Source organism: Streptomyces sp. NPDC004788 (assembly GCF_053601115.1).
Genome location: NZ_JBSGBF010000005.1, coordinates 111114 through 125137, shown reverse-complemented (window position 1 = coordinate 125137; position 14024 = coordinate 111114). Strand labels below are relative to the sequence as shown.

General features: G+C 72.7%; 11 protein-coding genes and 1 pseudogene. 1 reads left to right on the top strand and 11 read right to left on the bottom strand.

Annotated elements, in window-relative coordinates; genetic code table 11:
• Positions 1 to 50 precede the first annotated feature (50 nt).
• The 7 genes from topA to ACWEJX_RS04700 form a co-directional block, all read right to left on the bottom strand.
• On the bottom strand, positions 51 to 2873 hold the full coding sequence (gene topA, locus ACWEJX_RS04730) for a type I DNA topoisomerase (protein ID WP_451606071.1): 2823 nt from the start codon (positions 2871 to 2873) through the stop codon (positions 51 to 53).
• A 249-nt stretch (positions 2874 to 3122) separates the two neighbouring features.
• The gene (locus ACWEJX_RS04725) at positions 3123 to 3320 is read right to left on the bottom strand and encodes a hypothetical protein (RefSeq protein WP_451606070.1); all 198 of its coding nucleotides are present in this window, start codon (positions 3318 to 3320) and stop codon (positions 3123 to 3125) included.
• 318 nt (positions 3321 to 3638) lie between these two features.
• Positions 3639 to 5177 carry a DUF7059 domain-containing protein gene (locus ACWEJX_RS04720; RefSeq protein WP_451606069.1) on the bottom strand — a complete coding sequence of 513 codons (1539 nt, stop codon included), beginning with the start codon at positions 5175 to 5177 and terminating at the stop codon, positions 3639 to 3641.
• A gap of 138 nt (positions 5178 to 5315) precedes the next feature.
• Positions 5316 to 6014, bottom strand: a complete 699-nt coding sequence (locus ACWEJX_RS04715; protein ID WP_451606068.1) for a small secreted protein — start codon at positions 6012 to 6014, stop codon at positions 5316 to 5318.
• Positions 6015 to 6202: 188 nt separating this feature from the next.
• Entirely contained in the window at positions 6203 to 8557 is a 2355-nt protein-coding gene (locus ACWEJX_RS04710) for a sodium-translocating pyrophosphatase (RefSeq protein WP_451606067.1), read from the bottom strand.
• Positions 8558 to 8804: 247 nt separating this feature from the next.
• Entirely contained in the window at positions 8805 to 9263 is a 459-nt protein-coding gene (locus ACWEJX_RS04705; protein WP_403793841.1) for an ATP-binding protein, read from the bottom strand.
• Positions 9264 to 9337: 74 nt separating this feature from the next.
• Positions 9338 to 9691, bottom strand: coding sequence for an STAS domain-containing protein (locus ACWEJX_RS04700; protein WP_345487142.1), 354 nt, complete (start codon positions 9689 to 9691; stop codon positions 9338 to 9340).
• 78 nt (positions 9692 to 9769) lie between these two features.
• On the opposite strand from ACWEJX_RS04700, the gene ACWEJX_RS04695 reads away from it, so the two are divergent.
• The gene (locus ACWEJX_RS04695; RefSeq protein ID WP_451606066.1) at positions 9770 to 12313 is read left to right on the top strand and encodes a DEAD/DEAH box helicase; all 2544 of its coding nucleotides are present in this window, start codon (positions 9770 to 9772) and stop codon (positions 12311 to 12313) included.
• A 40-nt stretch (positions 12314 to 12353) separates the two neighbouring features.
• Here the strand turns inward: ACWEJX_RS04695 and ACWEJX_RS04690 are convergent.
• From ACWEJX_RS04690 to ACWEJX_RS04675, 4 genes and pseudogenes are all read right to left on the bottom strand, one after another.
• A pseudogene (locus tag ACWEJX_RS04690) lies at positions 12354 to 12626 on the bottom strand (Rv3654c family TadE-like protein); the annotation flags it as partial.
• Positions 12623 to 12979 carry a TadE family type IV pilus minor pilin gene (locus tag ACWEJX_RS04685; protein ID WP_451606065.1) on the bottom strand — a complete coding sequence of 119 codons (357 nt, stop codon included), beginning with the start codon at positions 12977 to 12979 and terminating at the stop codon, positions 12623 to 12625. The pseudogene ACWEJX_RS04690 and the gene ACWEJX_RS04685, both read right to left, overlap by 4 nt.
• Positions 12966 to 13178: a DUF4244 domain-containing protein gene (locus tag ACWEJX_RS04680; RefSeq protein ID WP_451606064.1), complete on the bottom strand. Its 213-nt coding sequence runs from the start codon at positions 13176 to 13178 to the stop codon at positions 12966 to 12968. Before ACWEJX_RS04680 ends, ACWEJX_RS04685 begins: the two co-directional genes overlap by 14 nt.
• Before the next feature lie 89 nt (positions 13179 to 13267).
• Positions 13268 to 14023 carry a type II secretion system F family protein gene (locus ACWEJX_RS04675; RefSeq protein ID WP_451606123.1) on the bottom strand — a complete coding sequence of 252 codons (756 nt, stop codon included), beginning with the start codon at positions 14021 to 14023 and terminating at the stop codon, positions 13268 to 13270.
• Position 14024 lies beyond the last annotated feature (1 nt).

Sequence of the window (14024 nt, the reverse complement as noted above, 5' to 3'; positions counted from 1 at the left end):
CGGGGGTACGGGCCCCTCGGCCCGTACCCCCGCCCGTCGTGTCGGCAACGTCACTCCGGCTTGGCGGCAGCCGCCTTCTTCGCCGTCGTGGTCTTCTTGGCGGCGGTCTTCTTCGCCGCGGCCGTCGTGGTCTTCTTGGCCGCGGTCGTCTTCTTCGCCGCCGTCTTCTTCGCGGGCGCCTTCTTGGCCGGAGCCTTCTTGGCCGCCTTCTTCGCGGGGCCCTTGGCCCGCTTCTCGGCGAGCAGCTCGTAGCCGCGCTCCGGCGTGATCGTCTCCACGCTGTCGCCGGTGCGCAGGGTGGCGTTGGTCTCGCCGTCCGTCACGTACGGACCGAAGCGGCCGTCCTTGACGACCACGGGCTTCTCGCTGACGGGGTCGGTGCCGAGCTCCTTCAGCGGGGGCTTGGCGGCGGCGCGGCCACGCTGCTTGGGCTGGGCGTAGATCGCCAGCGCCTCCTCCAGCGTGATCGTGAAGAGCTGCTCCTCGTCGGTGAGCGACCGCGAGTCCGTGCCCTTCTTCAGGTACGGGCCGTAGCGGCCGTTCTGCGCGGTGATCTCGACGCCCTCGGCGTCGGTGCCGACGACGCGCGGCAGCGACATCAGCCGGAGCGCGTCCTCCAGCGTCACGGTGTCCAGGGACATCGACTTGAAGAGCGAGGCGGTGCGCGGCTTGACGGCGTTCTTGCCGGTCTTCGGGGTGTCCTCGGGCAGGATCTCCGTCACGTACGGGCCGTAGCGGCCGTCCTTGGCGACGATCTGGTTGCCGCTGACCGGGTCCACGCCCAGCTCGAAGTCGCCGCTCGGCTTGGCGAGCAGCTCCTCCGCGTACGCGACGGTGAGCTCGTCGGGCGCGAGGTCGTCGGGGACGTCGGCGCGCTGGTGGCCTTCCTGGTCCTTCTCGCCGCGCTCGACGTACGGGCCGTAGCGGCCGACGCGGAGCACGATGTCGTTGCCGACGGGGAAGGAGGAGATCTCCCGGGCGTCGATCGCGCCGAGGTCGGTGACCAGCTCCTTCAGACCGCCGAGGTGGTCGCCGTCGCCGTTCCCGGCGTCGGCGGCGCCGGAGCCCTCGGGGCCGCCCTCGCCGAAGTAGAAACGCTTCAGCCACGGCACCGCCTGGGCCTCGCCCCGCGCGATGCGGTCGAGGTCGTCCTCCATCCGGGCGGTGAAGTCGTAGTCGACGAGCCGCCCGAAGTGCTTCTCCAGCAGGTTGACGACGGCGAAGGAGAGGAACGACGGCACGAGCGCCGTCCCCTTCTTGAAGACGTAGCCGCGGTCGAGGATGGTGCCGATGATCGAGGCGTACGTCGACGGGCGGCCGATCTCGCGCTCTTCCAGCTCCTTGACCAGGCTGGCCTCGGTGTAGCGGGCGGGCGGCTTGGTGGCGTGGCCGTCGGCGGTGATCTCCTCGGCGGCGAGCGCGTCGCCCTCGGTGACCTGCGGCAGGCGCCGCTCACGGTCGTCGAGCTCGGCGTTCGGGTCGTCGGCGCCCTCGACGTACGCCTTCATGAAGCCGTGGAAGGTGATCGTCTTGCCGGACGCCGAGAACTCGGCGTCGCGGCCGTCCGCCGCGGTGCCGCCGATCTTCACGGTGACCGAGTTGCCGGTCGCGTCCTTCATCTGGGAGGCGACGGTCCGCTTCCAGATCAGCTCGTACAGCTTGAACTGGTCGCCGGTCAGGCCGGTCTCCGCCGGGGTGCGGAAACGATCACCCGAGGGACGGATCGCCTCGTGCGCCTCCTGCGCGTTCTTGACCTTGCCGGCGTAGACGCGCGGCTGGTCCGGGAGGTAGTCGGCGCCGTACAGCTGAGTGACCTGGGCACGGGCCGCGGCGACGGCCGTGTCGGAGAGCACCGTGGAGTCCGTACGCATGTACGTGATGAAGCCGTTCTCGTACAGCTTCTGCGCCACCTGCATGGTCGCCTTCGCACCGAAGCCGAGCTTGCGGCTGGCCTCCTGCTGGAGCGTGGTGGTGCGGAAGGGGGCGTACGGCGAGCGGCGGTACGGCTTCGACTCGACCGAGCGGACGGCGAACCGGGTGTCGGCGAGCGCGGCGGCGAGCGCGCGGGCGTTCGCCTCGTCGAGGTGGAGCACGTTCTGGGTCTTCAGCTGCCCGTCGGCGCCGAAGTCACGGCCCTGCGCCACGCGCTTGCCGTCGACCGTCGCGAGCCGGGCGACCAGCGAGGACGGGTCGGACGGGTCACCGGCGCGGCCGGTGGAGAAGGTGCCGGTGAGGTCCCAGTACTCGGCGGAGCGGAAGGCGATGCGCTCGCGCTCGCGCTCGACGACGAGCCGGGTGGCGACGGACTGGACCCGGCCCGCGGACAGGCCGCGCATGACCTTCTTCCACAGGACCGGCGAGACCTCGTAGCCGTAGAGCCGGTCGAGGATGCGGCGGGTCTCCTGGGCGTCGACCATCCGCTTGTTCAGCTCGCGCGGGTTGCGCACGGCCTGCTGGATCGCGTCCTTGGTGATCTCGTGGAAGACCATCCGGTGGACCGGGACCTTGGGCTTCAGGACCTCCTGGAGGTGCCACGCGATGGCCTCGCCCTCGCGGTCCTCATCGGTGGCGAGGAAGAGCTCGTCGGACTCGGCGAGCAGCTCCTTGAGCTTCCTGACCTGCGCCTTCTTGTCGGCGTTGACGACGTAGATGGGCTGGAAGTCATGGTCGACGTCGACGCCGAGCCGGCGCACCTCGCCCGTGTACTTCTCCGGCACCTCGGCGGCGCCGCTCGGGAGGTCGCGGATGTGCCCGACGCTCGCCTCGACGACGTAGCCGGGGCCGAGGTAGCCCTTGATCGTCTTCGCCTTGGCAGGCGACTCGACGATGACGAGTCGGCGGCCGCCGTGTGCGGTCTCGCTGGTCGGGGACAACTTCGCTCTTCTCTCCGGTCGACGCTCTCTGGCACGTACTGACTGCGTGCGTACGCGGCGCGGCGTACGTACGGCGCTGGCACGCACGGCAGCGGCACGGACGGTGACACTGTCGTCGCTGCGGAGTGTGACGGTACAACCCGCCCCCGTGTCAAACGGCGAAAGCCCGCAACGGCCACTCGAACGGTAACCCGACTCCACCCCTTCCTGCCGCCCGGACTCCCGGACAGCCTCTCCGGCGGGTCCACGTCACAGCCGGCCGAAGCACCAGATCCCGAGCAGGAGGAAGGCCGCGCCGAAGAGCGCCGTGAGGACGGCGGCGGGCCGGGGTGCCACCCCGAGCGCCACGGGTGCGCCCTGCCGGACCCGGACCCCCGTCCACAGCAGCAGCGCCGCTCCGAACAGCGTGAACGCCGCCCCCGCGAAGATCGCCGGCCCGCTCTCCATGCCCCTGCCCCGTTCCCTCGCCCATGGCCCTTCGGCCCCCGCCGCCGAGGCTGGCACCTCCCGGCGTCAGCAGGGCTAATTCCCGGTGAACGGCGGGCACGGGCCGGAACGGTTTCACGAGGATGGCCGGTACTCCCCTCCCCCTTCTTCTCCCTTCTTTCCCCTCCTCCTTCTGCCTTCGTCACATCACGGCTCTTCGTCACATCACGCCGAGCGCAGCGTCGACGAGCCGCCCGTCCGCCCGCGGCCTGCGGATCCGTCAGGCGGGGCCGCGGGAACCGGGCTTCGAGCAGGGCTCGGAGGGCGTCCCTCGGCCGCTCAGCGCGATCCGGCGGGCAGCAGGAAGCCCTCCTCGACCAGGAGCCGGATCGCCTGCGGCGTGCGGTCCCGCAGCACGACCGGGTCCTCGCCGGTGAGCTGCGCGATGGCGTCCAGGATCTGCCCGGCGCTCAGCGTGCCGTCGCACACGCCCGCGAAGCCGGCGGCGACGTGGTCGACGCGGGTGGCGCGGCGCATCCCGCGGTTCTGCCGGAGCAGCACATGCTCGGGGTCCTCGGCGCCGGGCATGCCGACCTGCTCCTGCACGACCTCGGGCGCGAGGACGAAGTGGCCGGCGAGCAGGGCCGCGTCGTCGTGGGCGCGCAGATAGTCCTGGCGGTCGAAGTGGGCCCGCACGGTGTCGCCGAGCGGCTGCTCGACCGGGTGCGGCCACTCCTCGACGACGATCGACGGCTCGACCGCGCCGGAGGCCACCGCGGGGTTCTTGCGCAGGGTGATCCAGCCGAAGCCGACGCCCTTGGTCTTGCGGGCCTCGAACTCGTCGAGCCACCGCCCGTACGCGAGCCGGTACTCGGCCTGGTCGCCGCGGTGGTCACCGCTGTCGCGCAGCCACAGCTCGGTGTACTGCGTGATGTCCTGGACCTCGCGCTGCACGATCCAGGCGTCGCAGCCGCGCGGCACCCAGGAGCGCAGCCGGTCCTGCCACTCCTCGCCCTCGACGTGCTGCCAGTTGGCGAGGAACTGCGCGTACCCGCCGTCGTTGAGCCGGTCGCCGGCCTGCTGCACCAGCGTGCGGCACAGGTCGTCGCCGCCCATGCCGCCGTCGCGGTAGGTGAGTCCGGCGCCGGGGGAGATCACGAACGGCGGGTTGGAGACGATCAGGTCGTACGTGTCCCCGTCGACCGGCTCGAAGAGCGAGCCCTGGAGCAGCTCGGCGCCGCGGGCCCCGGAGAGGGCGAGGGTGAGCCGGGTGAAGTCGAGGGCGCGCGGGTTGAGGTCGGTGGCGGTGACCAGGGTGGCGTGCTGGGCGGCGTGCAGCGCCTGGATGCCGGAGCCGGTGCCGAGGTCGAGGGCGGTGGCGACGGGGGTGCGGACGGTGATGCCGGCGAGGGTGGTGGAGGCCCCGCCGACGCCGAGGACGACGCCTTCGTCCTTCTTGCCGATGCCGCCCGCGCCGCCGACGGCGCAGCCCAGGTCGGAGACGATGAACCAGTCCTCGCCGTCCGGGCCGCCGTACGGCCGGACGTCGACCGTGGCGAGCACGGCGTCGCCCTCCCGCACCACCCAGCCGTCGGCGAGCGCCTCCTCCAGGGGCAGGGCGGCGGCGGCCCGCTCGTACCCGACGGCCCTCTGGAGCAGGAACAGCCGGACGAGCGTGTCCAGCGGGGCGTCCCCGCGGGTGGCGCGGAGGGCGGGCACGATCTCGCTGCGGGCGAGGGCGGCGTACGCCTGGGCGCCGAGCAGGTCGAGCAGACCGTCGGCGGTGAAGTCGGCGGCGAGCAGTGCCTCGCGCAGTCGGGCGGCGTGCGTGGGCACCGGAAGGCTGGTGGTCGTGCTGGTCGTACTCACATGCCCCATTGTGACGGCCGCCACCGACAACGGGCGGGCCGACCCGGCGAAGGCGCCCGGCCGGCCCGTCCCGTCAGTCCGCAGCGAAGTCCGCTTGCCAGTCCGGTGCGGAGTCCGCCGCTGTGTCGGCCGCCAGTCCGGTGCGGACTACTCGCTCTTGGCGGAGGCGGAGGGCTTCGCCGAGTCGGAGGGCTTCGCGGAACCGGACGGCTTGGCGGAGGTGGCGGAGGAGGACGGCTTGGCGGCACCCGACGGCTTGGCGTCCGGCGCGCCCGCCTTCGGGGACGCGCTCGGCGGCACGGACGCCTTCGGGGTCTGGCAGCCCGGCTGCTTGGCCATGGCCTGGCCGAGCTCGCCGGCCTGGAGCTTGGCCACCGCGTCCTGGTCCATGTTCTGGATCTTCGCCAGGTTGTCCGAGACGACCTTGAGCCCGTCGGCGAACTTCTGCTGGTTCGTCGTGTCGAGCGCGTCGACCTGCTTCTTGAGCCCGTCGTAGGCCACGGCCGTGGCGTTGAGCTCCTTGATGGCGTCCTGCTGGATCTTCTGGCCGTTGTCGACCGGGGGCGCCCCGGCACTCTCGACGGCCTTGGCGAGGGCCCGGTCGGCGGCGGCGATGTCCTGGAATGCCTTGGAGTCGGCGGCCTGGATGGTGGCCGGCTTGCTGTCGGCCGCCGTGGAGATGATCAGCTGGTTGGCGTTGGCCCGCTTCTGGATCTGCGGCTGCGCCTGGTCGCAGAACGTCTTGGCCCAGTCGTCGACCTTGTTGCCCTCGTCGTCGCTGCAACCGGACAGCACGAGCATCAGTACCGCGCCGCCGGACAGTGCGGCCGCAAGCTTCTTGTTCACCGGATCGGTCCCTTCCAAGGCTCTCGGCCCCGGAACATACACGCCATGCGGGTGGGATCCACCGTTCGTGCGACCGGTTCATCCGGCATTGCAGCCGTTTGAACCAAGCGAACAGGGGCGGACGTCACGTCGGAACAGGACGTCGACCCCCGTCCGGCACCCGGGCTTTGACGGTGCATCAACAAGGGTTACGAGGAGACGGTGGCGTCCGTCGACGAACCGTTCCGCTCGGGCGTGTCGTCCCCGACGGCCACCGAACGCCGCTTGGAGACACGGACCGCGGCCACGATGACGACGATCGCGATGATCGCGACGAGCGCCCGCAGCCAGGCGCGCGCGTCGGCGCCATAGCTCAACTGGACGACCGCCGGGGCGATGATCAGCGCCACCAGGTTCATCACCTTCAGGAGCGGGTTGATCGCCGGGCCCGCGGTGTCCTTGAACGGGTCGCCGACCGTGTCGCCGATGACGGTCGCGGCATGGGCGTCGCTGCCCTTGCCGCCGTGATTGCCGTCCTCCACCAGCTTCTTGGCGTTGTCCCACGCGCCGCCGGAGTTGGCGAGGAAGACGGCCATCAGCGCGCCGGTGCCGATGGCGCCGGCGAGGTACGCGCCGAGCGGGCCGACGCCGAGGGTGAAGCCGACCGCGATCGGGGCCATCACGGCGAGCAGTCCGGGCGTGGCGAGTTCGCGCAGCGCGTCCTTGGTGCAGATGTCGACGACCCGCCCGTACTCGGGCTTCTCGGTGTAGTCCATGATCCCGGGGTGCTCGCGGAACTGCCGCCGCACCTCGTACACCACCGCTCCGGCGGAGCGGGACACGGCGTTGATGGCGAGCCCCGAGAAGAGGAAGACGACGGCGGCGCCGAGCACCATCCCGAAGAGGTTGTTGGGCTGGGAGATGTTCATGGAGAGGTTCGTCTCGGTCGCCTTCGCCCCGACGTCGGCGACGGCGGTCGCGATGGCGTCCCGGTAGGAGCCGAACAGCGCGGAGGCGGCGAGGACGGCGGTGGCGATGGCGATGCCCTTGGTGATCGCCTTGGTGGTGTTGCCGACGGCGTCGAGGTCGGTGAGCACCTGCGCGCCCGCGCCCTGCACGTCGCCGGACATCTCCGCGATGCCCTGGGCGTTGTCGGAGACCGGTCCGAAGGTGTCCATGGCGACGATCACGCCGACGGTGGTGAGCAGCCCGGTGCCGGCCAGGGCGACCGCGAACAGCGCCAGCATGATGGAGGCGCCGCCGAGCAGGAAGGCGCCGTAGACGGCGAGGCCGATGAGCAGGGCCGTGTAGACGGCGGACTCCAGGCCGAGGGAGACGCCGGCGAGGACGACGGTGGCGGGGCCGGTCAGGGAGGACTTGCCGATGTCGCGGACCGGGCGCCGGCCGGTCTCGGTGAAGTAGCCGGTGAGCTGCTGGATGAGCGCGGCGAGCACGATGCCGATGGCGACGGCGACCAGGGCGAGGACGCGCGGGTCGCCGCCGTGGGTGGGGATGCCTGGCTCGGTGACGCCCCTGAGGTCGGCGTAGGACGACGGGAGGTAGGCGAAGACGGCGACGGCGACGAGGGCGAGCGAGATCAGCGCGGAGAGGAAGAAGCCCCGGTTGATGGCGCTCATCCCGCTGCGGTCGGCGCGCCGCGGGGCGACCGCGAAGATGCCGATCATCGCCGTGACGACGCCGATCGCCGGCACCATCAGCGGGAAGGCGAGGCCGAGGTCGCCGAAGGCCGCCTTGCCGAGGATGAGCGCGGCGACGAGCGTGACGGCGTACGACTCGAAGAGGTCGGCGGCCATGCCCGCGCAGTCGCCGACGTTGTCGCCCACGTTGTCGGCGATGGTGGCGGCGTTGCGCGGATCGTCCTCGGGGATGCCCTGCTCGACCTTGCCGACGAGGTCGGCGCCGACGTCGGCGGCCTTGGTGAAGATGCCGCCTCCGACGCGCATGAACATGGCGATGAGCGCGGCGCCGAGGCCGAAGCCCTCCAGGACCTTCGGCGCGTCGGCGGCGTAGACGAGGACCACGCAGGAGGCGCCGAGCAGCCCGAGGCCGACGGTGAACATGCCGACCACGCCACCGGTGCGGAACGCGATCTTCATGGCCCGGTGGGCCACGGCCGTCAGATCCCTCTCGGGTTCGCCGGGGGCCGGCGTGGCCTCCCGGGCCGCGGCGGCGACGCGCACGTTCGCGCGAACGGCGAGCCGCATGCCGACGTATCCGGTGACCGCCGAGAAAAGCGCCCCCACCAGGAAGAACAGCGAGCGGCCGGCCCGCTGCGACCAGTTGTCGGCGGGCAGCAGGAACAGCAGGAAGAACACGACGACGGCGAAGACGCCGAGGGTGCGCAGCTGCCGGGCGAGATAGGCGTTCGCGCCTTCCTGGACGGCGGCCGCGATCTCCTTCATCTTCCCCGTGCCCTCCCCCGCCCGGAGCACCTGCCGGACGAGAAGCTGGGCCACGAGCAGCGCCGCGAGCGCGACGGCCGCGACGACGACCACGATCACGCGGTTCTCCTGGGTGAGCACCGCGGCTGCGAGACCCGCCATTCCGTCCTCCTTGACGTCATGAAGTCAGGACAAGGCGGATTCTAAGGAGGAAACCCGGTCAAAGCAGGGCGCCGCATTTGCAATTCGCGAATACCTTTCAAGTACCGCCGAATGCGGTAATACGACCGAAGCATTCGCGGCGGATCCGGGGTCCGAGGCATGAAAAGAGGCCCTGCGTGGCAGGGCCTCTTCTTCACGCTGTGATGCCGGCTGTGGGCGTGGCTTCCGCCACGGCCACAGCCACGGGTCAGGCGAGCGCGGCGTCCGGGTTGGCGGGCCAGCTCATCCGGATGGTGCCGCCCTCCTGGCCGGCGCTCACCTCGACGTCGTCGACGAGCCCGCGGATCACCGCGAGGCCCATCTCGTCCTCGCCACCCGCGTCGTCGAAGTCCTCGTCCGGTGCCGCGTCGCGCGCGCCGGGCACGCCGGCGGCGTCGGCCGCCGCCACGCCCGCGCCCGGCACCTCGTCGCCGACCTCGATGGAGAAGCTCTTCTCCTCCTCGGTCAGCACGACCCGGACGGGGGTGGTGACCCCGTTGCTGCGGTGCAGCCCGACCGCCCGGGAACACGCCTCGCCCACGGCGAGCCGGACCTCGTCGAGGACCGCCTCGTCGACCCCGGCCCGTCTGGCGACCGCGGCGGCCACCAGGCGGGCCGTGCGGACGTGCTCGGGCTGAGCGCTGAAGAGGAGTTCAACGGTGGCCATGCGATTCCCCTGGGATTCTCGACGGCTGCACGAGGGCTGCACGAGGGCGAGGGCCGCGCGACGGCTGCGCGGCCTCAGTCGGCAGCGTTGATGGCCTCGTCCACCGACGTGTGGATCGGGAACACCTTGGTCAGACCGGTGATCCGGAAGATCTTGAGAATGCGCTCCTGGTTGCAGACCAGGCGCAGCGAGCCTTCATGCGCGCGCACGCGCTTCAGACCGCCCACGAGCACGCCGAGGCCGGTCGAGTCGAGGAAGTCCACGCCTTCCATGTCGACAACAAGGTGGTAGCTGCCGTCGTTCACCAACTCGACCAACTGCTCGCGCAGCTTGGGCGCGGTATACACATCAATCTCGCCGCCGACCTCGACGACCGTTCGGTCGCCGTTGGGGCCGGGCACAGTGCGAGTCGAGAGAGACAGGTCCACGGGTCCTCCAGCACCTAGCTATCGAGCGGCCGTCCCTCTGGACTCCCGTGCGGAGCCACGGGACGGACGCCGGCCGCGATGGCATTCAATCACTTACCGGCAGCCATGCACGACGCCTTGGGGGCATTGTCCGTCACGCCGGTGACACACTCGGTGCCGATGGCCGAGAATCACCGCCCCAGCCGACCCGCCGCAGAGACGGGCAGCCGCCCCTCTCCGAGCGAGGTGCTCGACCGGCTCTCCCGAGGCGAGAGCCGGGCCGCGCGCATCACCCATACGGAGCATCTGCCCGCCCGGGAGGGCCGCCATGCCGTGTGGCCGCACCGCATCCGGGCGGAGGTGATCGCCGCCATCGAGCAGGCGGGCATCGAGCACCCCTGGGCCCACCAGGCGGAGGCCGCCGAGCACGCCCTGGACGGCACCTCCGTGGTGATCGCCACCGGCACCGCGTCGGGCAAGTCGCTCGCCTATCTCACCCCCGTCCTGTCCACCCTCCTGGACGGCGCCGAGGCGCCCAACGGCCGCGGCACCACCGCCCTCTACCTGGCCCCCACCAAGGCCCTCGCGGCCGACCAGCGGCGCACCGTACGCCAGCTGGCCGCCCCGCTCGGCAACCGGATCCGGCCCGCCGTCTACGACGGCGACACGCCGGTGGAAGAGCGCGAATGGGTCCGCCAGTACGCCAACTACGTGCTCACCAACCCCGACATGCTGCACCGGGGCATACTCCCCTCCCACCCCCGCTGGTCCTCCTTCCTGCGCTCCCTGCGCTATGTCGTCGTCGACGAGTGCCACACCTACCGGGGCGTCTTCGGCTCCCACGTCGCCCAGGTCCTGCGCCGGCTGCGGCGGGTCTGCGCCCGTTACGGCTCCGAGCCGGTCTTCCTGCTCGCCTCGGCCACCTCCGCGGAGCCGGCCCTCGCCGCCGGCCGGCTCACCGGCCTGCCGGTCACCGAGGTCGCCGACGACGCCTCCCCACGCGGCGAACTGGTCTTCGCCCTGTGGGAGCCGCCGCTGACCGAGCTGCACGGCGAGCAGGGCGCCCCCGTCCGCCGTACCGCCACCGCCGAGACCGCCGACCTCCTGACCGACCTGACCGTGCAGGGCGTCCGCTCGGTCGCCTTCGTCCGCTCCCGGCGCGGCGCCGAGCTGATCTCGGTGATCGCGCAGGAGCGCCTCGCCGAGGTCGACCGCTCCCTCGCCCGCCGGGTCGCCGCGTACCGGGGCGGCTACCTCCCCGAGGAGCGGCGCGCCCTGGAGCGGGCCCTGCACTCCGGGGAACTCCTCGGCCTCGCCGCGACGACCGCCCTGGAGCTGGGCATCGACGTCTCCGGCCTGGACGCCGTCGTCATCGCCGGCTACCCGGGCACCCGCGCCTCCCTGTGGCAGCAGGCCGGCCGGGCCGGCCGCTCGGGCGAGGGCGCCCTCGCCGTCCTGGTCGCCCGCGACGACCCGCTGGACACCTTCCTGGTCCACCACCCCGAGGCGATCTTCCGGCAGCCCGTCGAGTCGACCGTCCTGGACCCGGACAACCCGTACGTCCTCGCCCCCCACCTGTGCGCCGCCGCTGCGGAGCTTCCGCTGACCGAGGCCGACCTGACACTCTTCGGCCCGGCAGCCCCCGGACTGCTGCCCCAGCTGGAGTCGGCCGGGCTGCTGCGCCGCCGCACGGGCGGCTGGTACTGGACCCGCCGGGAGCGGGCCGCCGACCTCACCGACATCCGGGGCGGCGGGGGCAGCCCGGTCCGGATCGTCGAGGCCGGCACCGGCCGGCTGCTCGGCACCGTCGACGAGGCCGCCTCCCACGCCTCCGTCCACGAGGGCGCCGTCCATCTCCACCAGGGCCGCACCTATCTCGTCCGCGAGCTCGACCTGAAGGACTCCGTGGCCCTGGTCGAGGAGGCGAACCCGCCCTACTCGACCACCGCCCGCGACACCACCTCCATCTCCGTCCTGTCCACCGACACCGAGATCCCCTGGGGAGCCGGCCGCCTCTGCTACGGCTCCGTCGAGGTCACCAACCAGGTCGTCTCCTTCCTCCGCCGCCGCCTGATCACCGGCGAGGTGCTCGGCGAGACCAAGCTCGACCTGCCGCCCCGCACCCTGCGCACCCGGGCCGTGTGGTGGACGGTCACCGAGGACCAGCTCGACGCCGCCCGGATCAACCCGGAGATCCTCGGCGGCGCCCTGCACGCCGCCGAACACGCCTCCATCGGCATGCTCCCCCTCTTCGCCACCTGCGACCGCTGGGACATCGGCGGCGTGTCCGTCCCGCTCCACCCCGACACCCTGCTGCCGACGGTCTTCGTCTACGACGGCCACCCCGGCGGCGCCGGCTTCGCCGAGCGTGCCTTCCAGACCGCCCGCGCCTGGCTCACCGCCACCCGCGAGGCCATCGCCTCCTGCGAATGCGACTCCGGCTGCCCCTCCTGCATCCAGTCCCCCAAGTGCGGCAACGGCAACGACCCCCTCCACAAGCGCGGCGCGGTCCGCCTCCTCACGGAACTCCTCCGCGAGGCACCCCAGCCGCAGGCCCCGGAAGGCGAGGAGGGCCAAAAGGGCCCTGAAGGCCCGCAAGCCCCGGAGGGTCCGGAAGACCCGGTGGGCCCGCCCGCGACCTGATCTCGACGGACCAGGGGCCGAGCGTGACGCGGGCGGTGACGTCGGCGATGTCCTCCCGGACCCGGCAGCGTGGCAGCGCGGCCCCTTGGGCCACGGCCACCCGGCCGGCGGCGGCGCAGGCGTCGGCCTCGCCCCACAGGGCGCGGTCGGCGGCGGCGAGGGCCGCCAGATCGGCGGCCGCACCGGCCCGGTGGCGGGCGGTGACGGCCTGACCGAGGGCCAGGACGGCGCCGAACACCACGCACAGGGCGCACGCGGCGAAGGCCGTCCACACCGTCGCCGCTCCCCGGTCCGCCCCGGGCCGCCGGCTCATGGCGCCGCCTCCCCCACCGTGTCCTCGGCGAGCGCCGCCGCGCCGGCCCGCAAGGTCAGCCCCAGGCCGCCGGGGCCCGGCGCCGTCGCCTCCACCGTCACCCGCCACAGCTCGCCCTCCCGCGCCACGGTCACCCGGGCGCCGTCGGGAGCGGCCGCCCGGGCCGCGGCCTCGGCGGCCGGCGCCGGTTCGGACCGGGCCACCGCCCGCGCTCCGGCCCGGGCCGCGTCCACGCACCGGATCTGCGCGGCGGCCGCGGCCAGCGCCCACAGCAGCGCAGCCGTGAACAGGACCAGGGCGGGCAGCACGACCGCCGTCTCCGCGGTCACCGACCCCCGGTCAGAACGGCGCATCGAGGGCCTTCCCGATCACCGACTCCAGCGCCTTCGAGACCGTGCCACTGGTGAGCACCTTGTAGAGCACGGCCGCGAACGCCGCCGCGGCGATCGTGCCCATGGCGTACTCGGTGGTGCTCATGCCGGCGTCGCGCCGTACCGCCGCCGTCCGGGTCCGCCACCACTTCTTCAGGAACGTCCACGTCCCGACCTTCATGTCCAACACCCCGTCCGATGAGTCGTCTTCAGCCGGCTTCTGCCATCAGCCGACTTCTGTCTTGATCTGCCGTGACTTCTGCCGTGACTTCATCTGCCGCCGAGCAGTCCGCTCGCGAGGCCGATCACCACCGGGGCCACTCCCACCGCCAGGAAGGCGGGCAGGAAGCACAGCCCGACCGGCGCCGTGATCAGCACCTGCGCCCGCTGTGCCCGGGTCGCCGCCGCGCGGGCGCGGGCCGCCCGCAGGCCCTCGGCGTGCCGTGCCACGGCCTCGGCCGCGGGCGCCCCCGAGGAAGCCGCGCGCTCCAGGCAGCGGGCGAGGCCCACCGCGCCGGGTATCTCCCCGAACCTCCGCCACACCTCGGCCGGTTCACCGCCGAGCCGCAGCTCGGCCGCCGTACGGATCAGCCGCTCGCCGACCGGACCGCCAAGGGAACGGCCCACCGCCTCCGCAGCCTCGCCCGGGGCCGCCCCGGCCGAAGCGCAGGCGGCCAACAGATCGGCGGCCAGCGGCAACTGGCGCTCCACTTCCGCCCGTTCCGCCGCGATCTCGGGCGCGTCGCGCGGATGTCGCTCCCGCCACCACCACGCGCCCACGGCGACGCCGGCCCCGACGACCGGCCCCAGCGCCCCGCCCACCAGCACGTACCCGGCAAGGCCCACCGCGCAGGGCACGCCCCAGGCTCGTACCCGGGGCGGCAGCCGCAGGCCGCGCCATCGCTCGGGCGCCGGTACCGCCGCGAGCAGCAGCAGCGCGGCCCGGCGACGCGTCCGCCGGTCCCGGCGCCTTGCGGACAGCGCCGCGACCGCCGTCGCCAGCGCGTAGAGCACCGCGAGAACCACC